The sequence below is a fragment of the Nocardia sp. NPDC058666 genome (assembly GCF_042714895.1).
Classification (GTDB): domain Bacteria; phylum Actinomycetota; class Actinomycetes; order Mycobacteriales; family Mycobacteriaceae; genus Nocardia.
In genome coordinates this window covers 216,018-234,201 of the sequence record NZ_JBHXRY010000001.1, presented here as the reverse complement: position 1 = coordinate 234,201, position 18,184 = coordinate 216,018, and the positions used below count along the sequence as shown (strand labels likewise).

General features: G+C 67.2%; 16 protein-coding genes. 4 read left to right on the top strand and 12 right to left on the bottom strand.

The window, feature by feature from the left end; genetic code table 11:
• Position 1: 1 nt before the first annotated feature.
• The 5 genes from ACFWVD_RS00875 to ACFWVD_RS00855 all read right to left on the bottom strand — a co-directional run bounded on the left by ACFWVD_RS00875 (position 2) and on the right by ACFWVD_RS00855 (position 6,067).
• Positions 2-1,159 (bottom strand): lipase family protein, encoded by a 1,158-nt coding sequence (locus ACFWVD_RS00875; protein WP_379239835.1) that lies wholly within the window; start codon positions 1,157-1,159, stop codon positions 2-4.
• 98 nt (positions 1,160-1,257) lie between these two features.
• The gene (locus tag ACFWVD_RS00870) at positions 1,258-2,415 is read right to left on the bottom strand and encodes a lipase family protein (RefSeq protein WP_379239834.1); all 1,158 of its coding nucleotides are present in this window, start codon (positions 2,413-2,415) and stop codon (positions 1,258-1,260) included.
• 231 nt (positions 2,416-2,646) lie between these two features.
• Positions 2,647-3,771: an alpha/beta fold hydrolase gene (locus ACFWVD_RS00865; RefSeq protein WP_379240927.1), complete on the bottom strand. Its 1,125-nt coding sequence runs from the start codon at positions 3,769-3,771 to the stop codon at positions 2,647-2,649.
• A gap of 156 nt (positions 3,772-3,927) precedes the next feature.
• Positions 3,928-5,055: a transglycosylase family protein gene (locus tag ACFWVD_RS00860; RefSeq protein WP_379239833.1), complete on the bottom strand. Its 1,128-nt coding sequence runs from the start codon at positions 5,053-5,055 to the stop codon at positions 3,928-3,930.
• Positions 5,056-5,227: 172 nt separating this feature from the next.
• Positions 5,228-6,067, bottom strand: a complete 840-nt coding sequence (locus tag ACFWVD_RS00855; protein ID WP_379239832.1) for a TatD family hydrolase — start codon at positions 6,065-6,067, stop codon at positions 5,228-5,230.
• Between the two features lie 16 nt (positions 6,068-6,083).
• On the opposite strand from ACFWVD_RS00855, the gene metG reads away from it, so the two are divergent.
• On the top strand, positions 6,084-7,652 hold the full coding sequence (metG, locus tag ACFWVD_RS00850) for a methionine--tRNA ligase (protein ID WP_379239831.1): 1,569 nt from the start codon (positions 6,084-6,086) through the stop codon (positions 7,650-7,652).
• Between the two features lie 87 nt (positions 7,653-7,739).
• On the opposite strand, the gene rsmI is transcribed toward metG, so the two are convergent.
• A complete protein-coding gene (gene rsmI, locus ACFWVD_RS00845; protein ID WP_379239830.1) occupies positions 7,740-8,567 on the bottom strand; it encodes a 16S rRNA (cytidine(1402)-2'-O)-methyltransferase in 828 nt (275 codons plus the stop codon).
• A 177-nt stretch (positions 8,568-8,744) separates the two neighbouring features.
• Here rsmI and ACFWVD_RS00840 point away from each other — a divergent pair, with 177 nt between their 5' ends.
• Entirely contained in the window at positions 8,745-10,349 is a 1,605-nt protein-coding gene (locus ACFWVD_RS00840; RefSeq protein WP_379239829.1) for a dolichyl-phosphate-mannose--protein mannosyltransferase, read from the top strand.
• Here ACFWVD_RS00840 and ACFWVD_RS00835 read toward each other — a convergent pair.
• Both ACFWVD_RS00835 and arcA read right to left on the bottom strand, forming a co-directional pair.
• Positions 10,346-10,705: a GntR family transcriptional regulator gene (locus ACFWVD_RS00835; RefSeq protein WP_379239828.1), complete on the bottom strand. Its 360-nt coding sequence runs from the start codon at positions 10,703-10,705 to the stop codon at positions 10,346-10,348. The two genes, ACFWVD_RS00840 and ACFWVD_RS00835, sit on opposite strands and share 4 nt — an antisense overlap.
• Complete coding sequence (arcA, locus tag ACFWVD_RS00830) at positions 10,705-11,946, bottom strand: arginine deiminase (protein ID WP_379239827.1); 1,242 nt, start codon at positions 11,944-11,946, stop codon at positions 10,705-10,707. Before arcA ends, ACFWVD_RS00835 begins: the two co-directional genes overlap by 1 nt.
• A gap of 155 nt (positions 11,947-12,101) precedes the next feature.
• Here arcA and soxR point away from each other — a divergent pair, with 155 nt between their 5' ends.
• Positions 12,102-12,587 (top strand): redox-sensitive transcriptional activator SoxR, encoded by a 486-nt coding sequence (soxR, locus tag ACFWVD_RS00825; protein ID WP_378913453.1) that lies wholly within the window; start codon positions 12,102-12,104, stop codon positions 12,585-12,587.
• Between the two features lie 32 nt (positions 12,588-12,619).
• The gene (locus tag ACFWVD_RS00820; protein ID WP_379239826.1) at positions 12,620-13,372 is read left to right on the top strand and encodes an isocitrate lyase/phosphoenolpyruvate mutase family protein; all 753 of its coding nucleotides are present in this window, start codon (positions 12,620-12,622) and stop codon (positions 13,370-13,372) included.
• A 135-nt stretch (positions 13,373-13,507) separates the two neighbouring features.
• On the opposite strand, the gene ACFWVD_RS00815 is transcribed toward ACFWVD_RS00820, so the two are convergent.
• From ACFWVD_RS00815 to ACFWVD_RS00800, 4 genes are all read right to left on the bottom strand, one after another.
• On the bottom strand, positions 13,508-13,963 hold the full coding sequence (locus ACFWVD_RS00815; RefSeq protein WP_379239825.1) for a hypothetical protein: 456 nt from the start codon (positions 13,961-13,963) through the stop codon (positions 13,508-13,510).
• Between the two features lie 165 nt (positions 13,964-14,128).
• A complete protein-coding gene (locus ACFWVD_RS00810) occupies positions 14,129-15,256 on the bottom strand; it encodes a glycosyltransferase (protein ID WP_379239824.1) in 1,128 nt (375 codons plus the stop codon).
• A 79-nt stretch (positions 15,257-15,335) separates the two neighbouring features.
• Positions 15,336-16,292, bottom strand: coding sequence for a GAF domain-containing protein (locus ACFWVD_RS00805; RefSeq protein WP_379239823.1), 957 nt, complete (start codon positions 16,290-16,292; stop codon positions 15,336-15,338).
• A gap of 7 nt (positions 16,293-16,299) precedes the next feature.
• Positions 16,300-18,117 (bottom strand): putative bifunctional diguanylate cyclase/phosphodiesterase, encoded by a 1,818-nt coding sequence (locus ACFWVD_RS00800; protein WP_379240926.1) that lies wholly within the window; start codon positions 18,115-18,117, stop codon positions 16,300-16,302.
• Between the last annotated feature and the right edge of the window lie 67 nt (positions 18,118-18,184).

Sequence of the window (18,184 nt, the reverse complement as noted above, 5' to 3'; positions counted from 1 at the left end):
CTCAGCGCTGTGTCGGGGTGGCGTTCACGCGGGCGAGGAAGGCGTCGATGGCGGCGAGTTGGTTCGGCGAGGCCGAGCCGTGCTGGCCGTTTCCGGTGACCACCTGCTGGTCGACGCCGTTGGCCGCGAGCTGGGCGACCAGTGCGGCGTGCAGCGGCGACGGCACGACCATGTCGGTGACGTTCATCGACAGCAGGATCGGGGCGTCGTAGCCGCTGGTCGGCAGCATCATGTAGGCCGCGAGCGGGTCGCGCAGCGGAGCCAGCGAGCGCGCGAGCAGCTGCGAGGAGGTCACGCCCTTGGTCGAGACGAAGATTTCGTCGAGGCACTGGCTGCCCGCGGCGTCGACGATCTCCTTGCCGCGCGGGGTCAGGTAGGAGTCGATGTCGAGCTCGGGATGGGTGGCGCGCAGACCCGCCAGGATGCTGACCACGAACGAGGTGGTGGCGCTGGACATGCCGGGGATCGCCGGGGTGGTGGGGCCGAGCAGCGGCAGGATCTTCTCCACGTCCGAGGCCGGGTCGATCGCGGAGACACCACGGAAGTCCAGCTCAGGGGCATATTCGGCCTGCACGTGCGCCGCGCTCATCGCCGCGTGCCCACCCTGCGAGACGCCGATCGCGCTCCAGGTGCTCGACAGGTCCGGGTTGGCGGCGCGGGCCGCACGGACCAGATCGATGGTCGCGGTGGCCTCGCTGCGGACCTCGAGGTACGGGTGCGGGCCGGTGTCGAAACGGCCGAGGCCCAGGTAGTCGGGGCTGACCACGGCGTAACCCTGGTCGACCAAGCGCTTCAGCAGCCGGTCCTCGGACGCGCGGTACTGCGGCAGGCCGCCCAGTTCCGGGTCGGCCTGGCCGCCGCAGCCGGGGCCCGAGCCCGAGGTGCCGTGGGCGTAGGCCACCACGGGCCAGCCGCCTTCGGGGGCGTCACCTTCGGGCAGGAACATCGCGCCGCTGGCTTTGCGCTGCGTGCCCGCCGAGTCGGTCATCCAGTATTCGACCGAGGATCCCCGATCGAGGCCGTGGAAGCCGGGGGCTTCGGCCTGCACCGAGATCAGGGAGCCGGGCGCTTCGGCGGTGGCGGGCGCGAAGCCCGCCGCCGCCATCGTGCTCGCTGCCAGCGTGGCGACGACGGTCGCCCGGATCGGGTTCTTCAGCACAGTCGACAGTCTCTCTACCAGGCGATCAAGATCCTGGACGAGTGTACAGTTCCGCCGCTGTTCCGGACCCGAATGCCGCGGATCCTGAGCTTTGATAATTACCGCTGCGGCGGGGTGGCGTTGATTCGCTCGATGAAGCTGTCGAGCGCGGTCCACATCTCCGGCGTGAGGGTGGTGTGCTGGCCGAAACCGGTCACCGTCTCGAAGTCCACACCGCCGACCGCGAACTGCGCGATCAGCGCGGCGTGCAGCGGCGACGGCACCACGGTGTCGGTCACGTTGACCAGCAACAGGATCGGGCGGTCGTAGCCCGAGGTCGGCAGGGTCATGTACTGCGCGAGCGCGCCGCGCAACGGGCCGTCCGACAGCGACCGGGAGAACAGGTCGCCCAGGCCGAGGCCCTTCACATCGGTGACGATCTCGTCGATGCACTGGCCGCCTGCCGCGTCGAGGACCTCTCTGCCCTTGGGCGTGAGATACGAATCGACCTGTGCCTCAGGGTGCGTGGCGCGCAGACCTGCCAGGATGCTCACGGTGAAACCGGTGAGACCCGCGGTGCCCTCCATCGCCGGAATGCCAGGGCCCAGCAGCGGCAGCACCTTCTCCACATCCGAGGCCGGGTCGACCGCGGCGGTGCCACGGAAGTCCAGCTCGGGCGCGTAGCTCGCCTGCACCGACGCGGTGCTCAGCGCGGCGTGCCCGCCCTGCGAGGCGCCCACCGCACTCCAGGTGCGGGACAGGTCGGGGTTGGCGGCGCGGGCGGCGCGCACGAGGTCGATCGTGGCCGTGGCCTCGCTGGCGACCTCGAGGTACGGGTGCGGGCCGGTGTCGTAACGGCCCAGGCCCAGGTAATCGGGAGCGACCACGGCGAAACCCTGGTCGACCAGGCGCTGGATCAGCTCGTCCTCGGCGGCCCGGTTGGCAGGCAGCGGGGCGATATCGGGATCGGCCTGGCCACCGCAGCCGGGACCCGACCCCATGGTGCCGTGGTCGTAGGCGATGATCGGCCAGCCGGTGGCGGGCGCGTCACCCTCGGGCAGGAACAGCGCGCCGCTGACCGGGCGTTCGGCACCCGACGAATCGGTGGTCGTGTACTCGATGACCGAGCCGCCGAGTCCGTGATGCCAGTCCGCGGCCTGCGGTTCGGTGGCGATCAGGGCGCCCGGCGCCGCCGACGCGGGGGCAAAGGTGGCGGTCACCAGCGCGGCAGCGGTGAGTGTGGCCGCAAGGGCAGCGCGGTTCATGGTTTTCGGCATCTGGGTGACCTTTCGGGCCTATCGGCACAACAACCTGGACGACCGTACAGGAGCAATTTTAAGAAAGTCGACCGCTCGCAACACTTTGGCAATCTTCGAAAACGGCACTTGCGCAGTAGGTATATCGGTATTTCGTGGAGGATCGAAATTCTTAGTAACGCTGGCAAATTGTGAGCCGACTCGCAAAACCGCTGTCTAGTGAGCTCGGGCGAGAACCCTTCTCGACAACCCTCAGCCTCGAACCCGATTCAGGAAGTCGTCGACCGCTGACCACATGGCTGGATTCAGATCGCAGTGGTTGCCCGTTCCCAGCACGGGCGTGTAGTTGACGCCGCCCGCGGTGAACTGGGCTGCGAGCGCCGCGTGCAACGGCGAGGGCACCGTGCGGTCGGTGACGTTGACCAGCAACAGGATCGGCGCGTCGTAACCACTGGTCGGCACCGTCATGTACTCCGCCATCGCCGACCGCATCGGTTCCTCGCCCAACGGCTTCGCCAACAACTGCCCCAAAGTCAGACCGGCCACCCGTGCGTCGATGTCGTCCTGGCACATCGTGCCGATCTCCTCGACCACCTGCTGCCCGAGCGGACTGAGAAAGCTGTCCACCTGCGCATCCGGTCGCGACGCCCGCATCCCGGCCAGAATGCTGGCCGAGAACCCGAGAATCCCACCACCGAGTTGGTCCGGATTACCGGGAACCAGCAATTGCGCGACCTTCTCCACATCCGATTCCGGATCGATCGCGATGGTCCCGCGGAAATCCAACTCCGGGGCGTAACTCGCCTGCCGATGCCCGGTCCCCAACGCCGCCTGCCCACCCTGCGACATCCCCGCCGCCACCCACACCGGCGACAGATCCGACCGCACCGAGCGGGCCGCGCGCAGCAGGTCGATGGTGGCGGTGGCCTCGGTATCGATGTCGAGATAAGGATGCGGGCCGGTATCGAAACGTCCAAGGCCCAGATAATCCGGCGCGACGACGGCGAAGCCCTTGTTCACCGCGCGGTGCAGGAACTCGTCCTGCGTGACCGGCCATGCCGTGCCGCCTTCATTCGACATCCCGCCGCAGCCCGACGCGAGCCCGGTGGTGCCGTGGTCCCACGCGACGATCGGCCATCCGCCCGGCGGGGCCTGGCCTGAGGGAAGGAACAACGCGCCGCTGGCGGGCTGCGAAACTCCGCCGACGCCGTGCGTCCAGTAGTCGATGATCTGGGTTTCGCCCATTCCGCGGAATCCGTCGGCCTGCTCGACGCCGATCACGGATCCGGGGGTGTCGGCGTGCGCGACGGTTGTCTGGCCGCCGAGTGCGATCCCCGCCGTCAACGCCCCAGCAATAGCCGCCCGCCACGCCCGCATCGCAACCACCCGTCGACTCGTCCACGAGCCGAGCCCACCGCACGAGCACAGCGAACCCGGCGAAACCCAAGCAACCTAACGCGGGGACGCTGTTCCGCGACTCCAGGCGATCAGCGTGTCGTCGGGCAGTTCAACTTTGCGCGGCAGAGTCGGTTATCAGCTCAGGCCGAGGCGGCCGGTGCAAGCCGGCCAGGCGCCCCAACCCTGGCGAGCGCGGGTTACCTCCGCGATCGCGATCTGCTCTTCGCGGGTGGCCAGGTCGGCGCGGGGGGCGTACTTCAGACCGCCCTGGCGGGCCCACGTGCTCTCGTCGAACTGGATGCCGCCGTAGTAGCCGTTGCCGGTGTTGATCGCCCAGTTGCCGGTGGACTCGCACTGTGCCAGCGCGTCCCACACCGCACCGTCGCGGACCGGCGGGACCTCGGTGCCGGGCTTGGCGCCCTTGCGGATCGTCTTGGGTTGCGCGGGGGTGAGCACGTTCGAATTGACCTGCACGCGAGAGTCTTCCGCGCCGTTGACGATCTTCACCGCGAAGGTCGCCTCGTGCAGACCGGGCGCGCCCGGGTGCTCGACCACGGTGCGGCTCATGTTCATGGTCACGTCCTCGATCACCGTTTCGGCGGGGTCGAGGGGCAGGGTCTCGGTGCGGTGTTCGGTGCGCTGCCGGGTGACCACGACCTGCATGCCCTCGGCGAGCCGGGTGTCGGCCGCGGGGCTGGTGAAGTCCTCGTCCTTCAGGGGAACGCCTGCGGCGGTGAGGAATTCGCCGATGGTCGCGGCGGCGAGGCGCACGTCGATCGGGTCGTTGGCGCCGTCGACCAGCGAGATGTTGTGCGGGGTGTACACGCTCAGCGCGGCACCATCCAGCGGCAGCTTCTCGGTGCGGGTGGGCACCACGTGGGTGTCGGCGGGGAGCTGCATCGCCACCAGGGCGTCGCCGGCGGTGGCGCCGGTGGTCCACACCTTGCGCTCGATACCGTCGATGATCACCGTGATCTCGCGACCGCGGTTGAAGGTGATGGTCGCGCCGTCGCCGACCTTGGCGTTCGCGGCGGGGATCACTTCGTCGTGCTCGGCGACCTCATAGCCCGCGTCGGCCAGGATGGCGCGCACATCGCGGGACATGGTGGTGAGCTCGGTGCGCTCGCCGTCGATGACGATCGCGACCGTCTTGTGGTTCACGATCGCAAGCGACGCGCCGACGAGCAGAATCAGCAGCATGGCCGCCACCGCTGCGAACAGCAGCGGTGAACGGGACGAGTTGATTCGTGCGAAAGCTGACATGGTTACAGAACGATAACGACAGGTTGCCCACTAGACAACACCAACCGGTCCGATCAGCGGGACAGCAGATCACGATTCGGTATAGACGCCGCTGGTAGATAACGACCCCAGCGCCGAATTGTGAGCCGAAACACGTTTAGTGTCCAGCCCCCTTCCGACCGGACGAAACGGACTACCGGATTCGATAGAGCCGTCGTGCGTTGGCGGTGGTGATCTCGGCCAGCTCGGACGGGTCCTGCTCACGCACTTCCGCCAGCGCGCGCACGGTGTACGGCAGGCAGTACGACTCGTTCGGCGCCCCGCGATACGGGTGCGGGGTCAGGTAGGGAGCGTCGGTTTCGACCAGGATCTGATCGTTCGGCACCAGCTTCGCCGCCTCGCGCAGTTCGTGCGCGTTCTTGAAACTCACGGTGCCCGAGAAGCTGAGCACATACCCCTCGGCCACGCACGCCTGCGCCATCGTGGCGTCGGAGGAGAAGCAGTGGAAGATCACCGTGTCGGGCGCGCCCTCGTCCAGCAGCACCGTGAGCAGGTCGTGGTCGGCTTCGCGGTTGTGGATCATCAGCGGCTTGCGCACGCGTTTGGCCAGGTCGATGTGCCAGCGGAAACCCTCGATCTGGGTTTCGATATCGGCGCAACCGTCGAGCTTGCCGGGCCAGTAGTAGTCGAGACCGGTCTCGCCGATCGCGACCACGCGGGGGTCGGTGGCGAGGTATTCGAGCTCGGCCTTGGCCTTGTCGTCGAGCGCGTTGGCTCGGGTGGGATGCAACGCCACGGCGGCGTACACCCGCGGATCCCACTGCGCGGCCTGCACGGCCCACTGCGCGGCGGCCAGATCGTCGGCAACGGTCACCACATGGCCCACACCGGCGGAGGCGGCGCGATCCACGATGGCCGTTGTCGACTCGGCATCGGTTGCGCCACAGGCATCCAGGTGGGTGTGTGCGTCGATCAGCGGCGCGAGCGGCGGAGGGACGGGCGGAGCCGGACGATTCGTGTTTGCCACCCGCATTACAGTAATGGGCATCATGAGTGCAGCCGAAGGCGCCGAGGCGCCCGCCTTCTACGTCACCACGGCCATCGCGTACCCGAACGGTGCGCCGCATATCGGCCACGCGTACGAGTACATCTCCACCGACGCGATCGCCCGCTTCAAGCGACTCGACGGTTACGACGTGTTCTTCCTGACCGGCACCGACGAGCACGGTCAGAAGATGCAGCAGACCGCCGCCACCGAGGGCATCCCGGTGCAGGAGCTCGCCGCGCGCAACTCCGACGTGTTCGAGGCGATGGACAAGGCCCTGGACATCTCGTTCGACCGCTTCATCCGCACCACCGACGAGGACCACCGCGCGGCCAGCGTCGCCATCTGGGAGAAAATGCTCGCCAACGGCGACATCTACCTGGGCAACTACTCCGGCTGGTACTCCGTGCGCGACGAGGCCTTCTACAACGAAGACGAAACCACGCTGCTGCCCGACGGCACCCGTGAGTCCACCGAGACCAAGACCCCGGTCACCTGGACCGAGGAATCGAACTACTTCTTCAAGTTGTCGAAGTACCAGGACAAGCTGCTGGCCCTGTACGAGGACCGCCCCGAGTTCATCGCGCCGTCCACCCGGCGCAACGAGATCGTCAGCTACGTCAAGGCCGGCCTGCGCGATCTGTCGATCTCGCGCACCACCTTCGACTGGGGCATTCCGGTGCCCGGCGAACCCGAGCACGTGATGTACGTGTGGGTCGACGCGCTCACCAATTACCTGACCGGCGTGGGCTTTCCGAACACCGACTCCGCGTCGTTCGAGAAGTTCTGGCCCGCCAGCTTGCACATCATCGGCAAGGACATCACCCGTTTTCACACGGTGTACTGGCCCGCGTTCCTGATGTCGGCGGGCATCGAACTGCCGGACCGGGTGTTCGTGCACGGGTTCCTGTACAACAAGGGCGAGAAGATGTCGAAGTCGACCGGCAACGTCGTCGACCCGCTCTCGCTGGTGAACACCTACGGCCTGGACCAGGTGCGTTTCTTCCTGCTGCGCGAGATCTCCTACGGCCAGGACGGCAGCTACAGCAACGACGCCATCGCCGGCCGCATCAACGCCGACCTGGCCAACGAGTTCGGCAACCTGGTCCAGCGCAGCCTGACCATGGTCAACAAGAACTGCGACGCCAAGTCCCCCACCCCCGGCGAGTTCACCGACGAGGACCGCGCCCTGCTCGACCGCGCGAACGCCCTGTTGGACAAGTGTCGCGCCGAATTCGACGTCCAGCAAATGCATCTCGCCCTGGAGGCCATCTGGCTCACCCTCGGCGAAACCAACCGCTACTTCTCCGCCAACGCCCCCTGGGCACTGCGCAAATCCGGCACCGAGGAAGACCTGGCCCGCATGGCCACCGTCCTCTACGTCACCCTGGAAGTAATCCGCATCGTCGCCATCCTGGTCCAACCGGTCATGCCAGGCTCCGCCGCCAAAATCCTGGACCTCCTCGCCCAGGAAGCCCGCACCTTCGCCGACATCGCCACTCCCCTGACCCCCGGCCTAGACCTCCCCACCCCAGAACCCATCTTCCCCCGCTACCTCGAGCCCAAGGAATAGCTGGACGAATGATCACCACGCTCTCAGCGTGGGATTTCGGACAAATCGCCGCACTGAGAGCGTGGTGATCGACTGTCCAGCTGAGGCTCAGGCCTCGGAGCGGGCGGCCAGGACTGCATCGTAGAGGTCGCGACGGGAGGCGCCGCGGCCTGCGGAGACTTCGGCGCAGGCGTCTTTGAGGCGCATTCCGCTGGCCACCAAAGTTTCGACCTCGTCGACTAATTCGTGTGGTTCGGCCGAAACCGGTTGGGAGCCTTCGAGAACCACGGTGATCTCGCCTCGGGCGCCGTTGGCGGACCAGGCGGCGAGTTCGCCTAGGGTGCCGCGGACTACTTCCTCGTAGGTTTTGGTGAGTTCGCGGCAGATGGCGGCGCGGCGGTCGGGGCCGAGGACTGTGACGGCGTCGGCCATGCAGTCGGCCAGGCGGTGGGGGGCTTCGAAGAAGACCACGGCGCGTTGTTCGGATGCCAAGGTGCGGAACCACTCTCGGCGTTGGCCGCCCTTGCGGGGGGCGAAACCGTCGAAGCAGAAACGTTCCACCGGCAGGCCGGATAGGGCCAGCGCTGTGGTGACAGCGGAGGGGCCGGGCAGGCACGTGACGGGGAGGTTGCGTTCCACCGCCGCGGCGACCAGACGGTACCCGGGGTCGCTCACCGACGGCATACCCGCGTCGGTCACCAGCAGAACGGTCAGCCCGCTTTCGATGTCGTCGAGCAGGGCGGGGATGCGGGCGGTTTCGACATGGTCGTAGAAGCTGACGATGCGGCCGGTGATCTCCACGCCCAATGATTTCGCCAGTGACTTCGTGCGGCGGGTGTCCTCGGCGGCGACCACGTCGGCTGAACCGAGCGCGTCGCGCAGTCGCTGGGACGCGTCGCCGATGTCGCCCATCGGGGTTGCCGCTAAGACCAACACAGTGTTGTCCCGCCTTTCCGGTGTTGTGGGCCGCAGGCGAGCGGCGAGCGACACCAGCAGGTGACGCCCGACCATTCTGTCAGGTCGCGGGGGTGCGGCGATCGGCCGCATGTGCTGGGGACCAGGGGTTGCGGTGTCGAGTCGGACTTCGTCGGTGGCACCGCCTACGATCGGGGCGTGATCCCGGTGACCGATGAGCGCGCGATGCCCCCGTCGCGACCGGTGCCTGCGTTGGTCAGTCCCGCACCGCTGCGCCCGGCCCCCGATTTCGGACCGTGGGACACCGCGCGCGGCTGGGTGGTCACCGCCGTGCTCACGTTCGTCGCCGCGCTCACGCGGTTCGTGAACCTGAACTACCCCACCGACGCGCGCACTCCCGTCTTCGACGAAAAGCATTACGCCCCACAGGCTTGGCAGATGGTCACCAACGGCGGCGTGGAGGACAACCCCGCGTACGGCCTGGTCGTGCACCCGCCGGTCGGCAAGCAGTTCATCGCGATCAGCGAGGCGATGTTCGGCTACAACGCGTGGGGCTGGCGCGGCACCGCGGCACTGGCGGGCACGATCCTGGTGCTGTTGGTGATCCGGATCGTGCGCCGCATGGCCCGGTCCACGCTGATCGGCGCGTTCGCGGGCGTGCTGCTCATCGCCGAGAGCCTGACGTTCGTCTCCTCGCGGATCGGCATGCTCGACATCTTCATGTCGCTGCTGGTCACCGCCGCGTTCGGGTGTCTGATCGTGGACCGAGACGACGTCCGACAACGCATGGCCCGCGCCGATCTGGCCGGGCGTGTCGGCATCTCGGACTGGGGACCGCGGCTGGGCGTGCGCTGGTGGCGGTTCGGCGCGGGCGTGCTGCTGGGTCTGGCGTGCGGCACGAAGTGGTCGGGCATCTACTACATCATGTTCTTCGGCCTGATGAGCGTGGCTTTCGACGTCAGCGCGCGGCGCGCGTACGGGGTGCGCAGGCCGTGGGTGGGCACGATGGTGCGCGACGTCGGGCCCGCGCTGTACGCGCTGGTGGTGGTTCCGCTGGTGGTGTATCTGTCGTCGTATTGGGCGTGGTTCGCCAGCGAGAGCGGGGTGTATCGGTACGCGGTGGGCAACCAGGTCGGCAGCGGCGGGGTGTTCTCGTTCGTGCCGGACGCGTTGCGTTCGCTGTGGTACTACCAGGGCGAAACCCTGGACTTCCATTCCAGTCTCACCAATTCCGCGGGCAACCATCACCCGTGGGAATCCAAGCCGTGGACCTGGCCGATGGGCCTGCGCCCGATGCTGTACTACTACGCCGACGGCACGGTCACCGGCTGCGGCGAAGCGCAGTGTGTGAAGGCCGTGATGGCGGTGGGCACGCCCGCGCTGTGGTGGCTGGCACTGCCGTTGATCGGCTGGATGGTGTGGCGCGCGGTCGTGCGGCGGGACTGGCGGTACGCGGCGATCCTGGTCGGGTACGGCGCCGGTCTGCTGCCGTGGTTCCTGACCCTGGACCGGCAGATGTACTTCTTCTACGCCGTGGTGCTCGCGCCGTTCCTGGTGATGGGCATGGCGTTGGCACTGGGTGACATTCTCGGGTCGGCCAGGCCTGCCGGGATACCGCGCAGTCCGACGGGCACCTACTTACCCGCGCCGGTGAACGAGCGGTACGCGCTCGGATTGCTGATCGTGAGCATCTATCTGGGCTTGGTGATCGCGAATTTCGTGTGGTTGTGGCCGATTCTGACCGGTCAGGCGATCACGCCCCAGAACTGGCAAGACCACTTGTGGCTCCCCAGCTGGCGTTAAGAATCCAGCGCACGGTTCACGAACTCGATCGCGTCCTCGTCGTGGAGGCCGAGTCGACGGATCGTCGCCACGTAGCCGACGGCGGCGCGGCTGGCGATGTCACGGGTGGGATCCCCTGACGAAGCGATGAAAGAGCCTTGGCGACCACGGGTTTCGAGGACGCCGTCGGCTTCGAGTTCGCGGTAGGCGCGGGCGACGGTGTTGGGGGCGATGCCGAGATCGGCGGCCAACGCGCGCACGGTGGGGATCTTGGTGCCCGCGGTGAGCGTGCCCGCGCGGACCTGTTCGATCACCGCCATCCGCAGTTGCTCATACGGTGGCTGAGTGGTGTCGGTGGACAGCTCGACGTGGAACATCACACCTCGTCTCGGGACAGCGGGCAGGACATGCAGCGGGGGCCGCCACGGCCGGAGCCCAGTTCGGAACCGCTGATCGTGAGCACCTCGATACCGGCCTCCCGCAGTCGCGAATTGGTCATCTCGTTGCGTTCGTAGGCCACCACCACACCCGGCGCGAGCGCGAGGGTGTTGTTGCCATCGTCCCACTGTTCGCGTTCGGCGTCGGGTCCGTCGCGGCCGGTGTCGATTACCCGCAGTTTCGGGATGCCCATCGCCTTCGCCGCGGCGGGCAGGAACGGTTCGGGGCCGCTGATGCTGATGCGATCGAGATCGCCACGGCCGGTGAAACCTTCTTCGCGGCGAATAGTGAACGCCTGCAAGGTGTCTCGTACTCCGGGGTACATCACCACCGCGTCGGTGTCGACCATCGTGCAGACGGTATCCAGGTGCATGGTCGCGCGGTTCTGGGCGATCGGCACCACCAGCACGGTGTGAGCGAGACCGTCGTCGAACAGGCTGCGCGCCAACGCTTCCGCGCCCGCGGGTGTCGTGCGCTCGCCGACCCCAACGGCCACAACACCTTTCGACAGCAACAGCACGTCACCGCCCTCGATCGGCGCGGTGTGCGACTGGTACGCCCTTTTGACACCGAGGAATCGGGGATGGAACGCGTAAATCAGGTCGGTGAGGGCGGTTTCGCGAGTGCGGGCAGGCAGCGCCAGCGACGTGATCGCGACCTTCGGGCCGACCCAGAACGAGGAGTCCCGCGTGAACAGCAGGTTCGGCAGCGGATCGATGACGAAATCGCCGCCGTGATGCATCCGCCGCACCAGCGAGGTGGTGTTCACGCCGTCGGGCAGTTCGTCGAAAGTCATTCCCGCCATGAGGATCTCGGCCAGCGCCGGGGCATCGAACTTGCGCAGTTCGGCGGCGAGCTGGTCGGCCAGATCGTGACCGAGCCTGCGAGCGTCGACCGCCGCCGAGATGCCCTGGATCCTGGCTGCCCCACTGGCACTGAGGGTTTCGGTCAGCAGATCTGCCAGTAACAGCACTTCCACGCCGCGCTCACGCAGTACGGTGGCGAAGGCGTCATGTTCTTCCTGTGCGCGTTCGACCCAGGGGATGCCGTCGAAAAGTAGCTGGTCGTTGTTGCTCGGGGTGAGTCGGCGCAGCTCAGCGCCGGGACGGTGGAGTAGCACCGTGCGCAGTGCGCCGACCTCGGACGTGACGGCCAGAGGTGAGTCGGGGGTGGTTCCCATCTGCAAAATGTAATCCGGGAACAGCGCGTCGGCATGTTCGACCCGCAGGCGTCGGCATGAGTGACCCGTGAAGTGCGCGCCCCGGTCCGCCCATTTTTCGTACACGACACGAATACCTGAAGTATTGTTGAGGTGGAAGTGGGAGGAGTTACATGATGACGACGGCCGATTGGCAAACGAAGGAGCTGACCCCCGGGCAGCTATCCGATCGTAGTGGAGTTGCAGTGTCCGCGTTGCACTTCTACGAACGCGAAGGTCTCATATCGAGCCGTCGAACCAGCGGCAACCAACGTCGATATTCGCGCGAAACGTTGCGCCGGGTCGCGTTCATCCGCATCTCACAGCGCGTGGGCATCCCACTCAGTGAGATCCGTTCGGCACTGGACCGCCTCCCCGAAGGCCGCACCCCCACCCGTCGCGACTGGGAGAACCTGTCCACGACCTGGCGCGAGGATCTCGACGACCGCATCACCCAGTTGGTGCGCCTGCGAGACAACCTGACCGGCTGCATCGGCTGCGGTTGCCTGTCGCTGGGCTCGTGCAAACTGGTCAACGAACACGACCGGCTCGGCGCGGAAGGCCCCGGCGCGCGCGTGCTCGACGTGCAAGTGAACTGCCCGCCCAAATCCGGCTGCGTCTAGATGTTGTCGGACACCTCGGGCATCATCGCGGTATGACTTCTCTGGACGCCTCGGCGAAAACCCTGCTCGAACTGCACGTTCCGGGAAACCCGGTGGTGTTGCCGACCGTGTGGGACGCATGGTCGGCCGATATCGCTGTGGCAGCTGGGTTTTCGGGTCTGACGCTGGGTAGCCATCCGGTCGCCGACTCGATCGGCCGCACCGACGGTGAAGGCATGACCTTCGACGAACTGCTCACCCGCGTCACCCAGGTCACCGCTTCGGTGCAGGTTCCGGTCTCGGTCGACATCGAATCCGGCTACGGTCTCGAACCGCTGCAACTCATCGACGGCCTGCTCGCCGCGGGCGCGGTCGGTCTCAATATCGAAGACACCGTCCACAGCCAAGGCAAGCGCCTGCGTTCCCCGCAGGAACACGCCGACCTGGTCCGCGGCCTGCGCGAAGCCGCCGACGCGGCAGGCGTGCACGTAGTGATCAACGCCCGCACCGACCTGTTCCTGCGCCAAGACGGCGAAGACTCCGACCGCGTCGACCGCGCCATCGCCCGCCTCACCCTGGCCGCCGAAGCAGGCGCCGACGTCCTCTACCCGGTAGGCCGCCACCCCGACGCCGACCTACGCCGCCTCGCCACCGAACTCCCCCTCCCGATCAACGCCATAGCCCAACCCACCACCCCCACCAAGTCCCACCTAGCCGACCTCGGCATAGCCCGCATCAGCTTCGGCCCATTCCTCCAACGGACACTGGGCGCCGAAGCGACCACCCTGCTGGCCGCCTGGAAGTAACCCCCACCTGAGCTGGACAGTCGATCACCACGCTCTCAGCGCGGTGATTTGTCCGAAATCCCACGCTGAGAGCGTGGTGATCAACCGTCCAGCGATGAGATGGCCGCTGGCATCGACAACGGGGGCTTCGGGGTACTACCTCGGCCGGATTTGTAGGCGTCCGGTCCAGTCCTTCGATGCTGTGGTTGTCGCGAGGAGCAGCACTATCGCTGGGGCTGCTGCGACGACTGCGGCCTCCAGCGCGGACTGCAGGTTGCCGTCGACCACGTGACCCATGGCGATCAAAGCAATGAGTGCCGTTGCGAGTGCTGCGATCGTTGAGACGATGACGCGTCCGGCGACCTGTCGGCGGAGCATCAGGATTGCGCCGAGCGCCATGACGATCGCGGGAGACGCGGCGACCAGGGCCAGGGCCACAATCCAATCGGTAGATCGCTCGCTCGGTTTCACCTGATGCTCTAGACCTGCGAGGGCCACAGCGATGCCGACGACACATAGTCCGGCGACAATGGACACAGCGAGCGCTGAAACCGCTGCCGCGATGGGCACGATCCGCCCCGCAGCTTGCGGCGACTTCCCGTCTGCCGTCATAAAATCCCCCTCGTGAGCGACACAACGTCGCGAATGCCGCGCGATGATCCGCCGCTGGCAGGCTACCGCAGAGACCCTGCCCCACCTGGACAGTCGATCACCACGCTCTCAGCGCGGCGATTTGTCCGAAATCCCTCGCTGAGAGCGTGGTGATCACACGTCCAGTCAGCGGGCTAGGACGGCGAGCATGCCTGCTACTGCGCGGGGCCAGCCGAATTGTTCGGCTCGGGTTCGGGCGGCTCGGCGGCGGGTGGGGGTTGGCATGGCCAGGACGTTGGTTACGGCTTGGGCGAAGGCTCGGGGGCGGTCGGCTGAGATGGCTCCGCAGTCGGTGGTGACTATGTCAGCTAGGGCTGAGGAGCGGCTGGCTACTACGGGGGTGCCTGCGGCCAGGGCTTCGAGGGCGGCTAGGCCGAAGGTTTCGTGGGGGCCGGGGGCCAGTGAAACGTCTGCGGTGGCAAGGAGTTTGGCTACCATGGCGCGTTCGTTGATGAAGCCGGTGAAGTGGACGGCGGGTTGGCCGCCGGGCAGCGGTGACAGGGTGCGGGCTCGGCGTTCCAGGGATTCTCGCCGGGGGCCGTCGCCTGCGATGACCAGGCGGGCGGGCACGCCGGCGCGGTGTAGGGCCGCGACTGCTTCGATGCTGCGGTCGACGCGTTTTTCCACCGATAATCGGCCGCAGTGCACCAGCAGGGGGTGTCCTTCGACGCCCAGGTCGGCGCGTAGACCTAGGTCGCGGCGGCGGGGGCTGAACAGGTCGAGGTCGACACCCAGCGGGACCAGTTCTACGTTCGGCGCGCCGATGCGGAGGAACTCCTCGCGCGCGAAATCGGTTGTGCACACGACCATGTCGTAGTCGTGGGCGGTGCGTCGGTTGGCGACGTCGGCGCAGCGGCGGGCGGCGGGGCCGGGCAGGAACTGGCCGAGGAGTCGGTCGAGACGTTCGTGCGAGATCATCACACTGGCCACCCCGCGTCGCCCCGCCCATCGACCGAAGCCGCGCAGGGTGAGCCGGTCCGACACCTCGAGCACATCCGGGGACAGGCCCGACAGCACATCGGCCACCCGCCGCGGATCAGCGGCGCGGTATCCGCCGGTCCACGGAATCCCCAACGCGGGCAAGGTGATTCGCAGCGCGCCCGTCGGCAGTACTTCCTCCGAACGACGCGCCCCCGGCACGATCAGCACCACTTCGTGGCCTGCCGCCACATATCCCTCACCGAGGTGGTGCAGGGCAGTGCGCAGCCCACCCGATCGCGGGCCATAGAAATTGGCTAGCTGCACGATGCGCACACTGCCGATCGTCTCGCCGCGCGGGTTACCTACGGGTCATGCCCGCCGAACGGGGGGTGAACAGCGGCGAAAGAGGCGACTACTCCGACCAGACTCGCAGCAAGCCGTGGCCGGTGCTCATGGCAACCAGTTCGGCCTGCGCCGTTATCGGCTCGCCGTCCGCGAACTGGACGCGCAGCTTCAGCCGGGCGACCGTGCCCGGGTCCAGCTCGCGGCAGGCCGCGCGCAGGGCGGACAGATCATCAGGGTCGATGACCGGGCGCTGCACCAGCCAGCGGTCCAGCGGGGGCGGCGGCGGACCGGCCCATTCGTAGATCAAAGCGCTGGTCAACTCGATGATGCCGACGCCGACGCCGCTGCGTTGCGAGACCGCGCGCAGCATGGCCACGTCGGGGTCGGTGGCGGGCTTGGCCGTGTCGAGTTCGGGAATCGCGTGCATCAAGGCGCTGATCCGGCGGTGGGCGGGACGGGCTCTGGTGATCATCTGGAAGTGCCGGACCTGGTCGTCGTCGCCGACCATGTCGACCTCGCCCTGCCACTGGCCGCCCTCGTGCAGGCGGGCGACCATCGCGAAATAGTCAAGGCGGCCGTCGAAGCGCGTCATCGCGCCGAATGCTTCGGGCGGGGTGCGGATCACCTGCACCTGGTCTGGGCTGCGGGCGAAGACGAGTTCTTCCAAACCTGGTCCATGATGGGCGAGTTCGGTGTCGGCTTCCCAATCCCATGCGGCAACGCGCCGTCGCGGCGGGATCGGAGCATCTGCCGGCCCCGCCCACAGCTGCACCCCGTGGACTCCGCCGAACGCACACGAAACCGGTTCGGCCACAACAACTGTGTCGCCGGAGACCACTCGCTGCGATTCACCCGAGCGGCACTGCTGCACTGCTTGCACCGCGCTCGTCGCCAGCGCCGGACCGAGAATGCGACGCAGTGACCCGAGCCCTGACCAGTGCCGCGGGTGCGCGCCCGCCGCGACCACGGTCGACACATCCCCCTCGACCAGGGTTTCCACCAGTAACCAATCGCGCGACAGCATCGCCGGTTCAGCTCGACGCCACGCCCCGGCCCGCCCGCGGCAGGTCGAGGTCGAGCGGGATTCGGCCTTCGCGCAGGTGCACTTCGACTTCTTCGCTGGGCATCGGCCGGGCGATGAGGAATCCCTGCGCGCGGTAACAGCCAAGGCCCACAAGGGTTCTGGCTGCCATCGGCGTCTCCACACCCTCGCCGACCACACCGAGCCCGAACGACCCGGCCAGCCCGATGATCGACTTCACGATCGCCAGGTCGTCGTCGCTGTCGCCGAGCCGCTGCACGAAGCCGCGGTCGATCTTCACCGCGTCCACGGGCAGGGCCTTGAGATGCGATAGCGAGCTGTAGCCGGTGCCGAAGTCGTCGATGGCGATCTGCACGCCCATGCGTTTGAGGCCGCGCAGGGTGAGCCTGGTTCGCACCAGATCTTGGACCACGACATGTTCGGTGATCTCCAAACACACCGAGCTGCCGTCGATCTCGTATTGGTGCAGGATGTCTTCGATGCGCTCGACGAAGTCCGCGCTGACCAACTGCACCGGCGACACATTGATCCGGATCACCACATTGGCCGCCAACCCACGCTTGCGCCAATCGGCGAATTGTGAACAGGCCGAACGGATTACCCACCTTCCGAGTTCGCCCGCGAGATTGGTGGCCTCGGCCACGGCGACGAACGCGCCCGGCGGCAGCAGTCCGCGCGTGGGATGTTGCCAGCGCACCAGCGCTTCCAGTGCCACGATGCGCCCGGTGCGCAGGTCGACTTCGGGCTGATAGTGCAACACCATCGAACCGTCGGACACCGCGCCGCGCAGGTTCACTTCGACGTCGTCCTGCAGTTCGAACTGCACGCGCATGGCGTCGGTGAACACCGCGATCCCGTTGCCGCCACCGGATTTCGCCGACAGCAACGCGTGGTCGGCGCGGCGCAGCACGTCCGACACCGTGGTCTCGCCCGGAATGCCCAGCGCGACACCGACACTGACCCCGCGACTGACCGATTCCTGCCCGACCGAGACCCGGCGCCCGACCAACTCCTGGATCCTGGCCGCTTCCAGTTCCGCGGCCACCGCGTCCATGGTCTTGGCCGGGACGATGACGAACTCGTCGCCGCCCAGGCGCGCGAGCATGTCCTCGGGTTCGAAGTTCTCGCGCAACCGCTGCGCGAGGGTGCGGATGAAGTTGTCGCCGGCGTTGTGGCCGAGGAAGTCGTTGAGTGCTTTGAGGCGGTCCAGGTCGAGGAAGAAGGTCGCGACCGGCCCCTTGTTGCCCGGTGCGAGCCGTTCGTCCATGTGCTCGAGCAGTGCGCGCCGGTTCGCAAGCCCCGTGAGGTCATCGTGCGAGGCGATGTAGCGCAGCTGGTCTTCCGCTTCGACTCTGGCCTGCAGCTGGGCGAACAGGGCGGCGATAGCTTTGAGCACGTTGACCTCGCGGTCGGCCCAGTCCCGGTCACCGCGCCGCACGAAACCCAAGGCGCCGGTGGACACACCGCGCGAGACCAGCGGAACACACGCGGTGACCATCGACGGCATGCCGGTGGTCTGCCGGATCATCTCCTGGTAGTCGGGGTATTGGTCGCCGCGGGTGACGATGATCGGTTCGACAGCGTTCTCGCTGGCGAGAAACAGCGAATCGGCGGTGGCGAAGTCGATGACCCGCAACGGGTCGGGCTCTGGCACGTACGGTCGTCGCGGCCATTCCGCGATCAGCACCGACTGGCGCCGCTCACGCACGGTGTGCCGAAGGTAGGCGAAATCCACGTCGAAGTAGTCGACCAGTCTGGCCAGGACGCGCTCGCTGGCGGCGACCATGGTCGTGGCGTCGACGCCCATCAACTCCGAGGCGACCTGCGTCACCAATGAGTCGAGGTTTCGCGCAGGCACCGTTTCTCCGATCGTG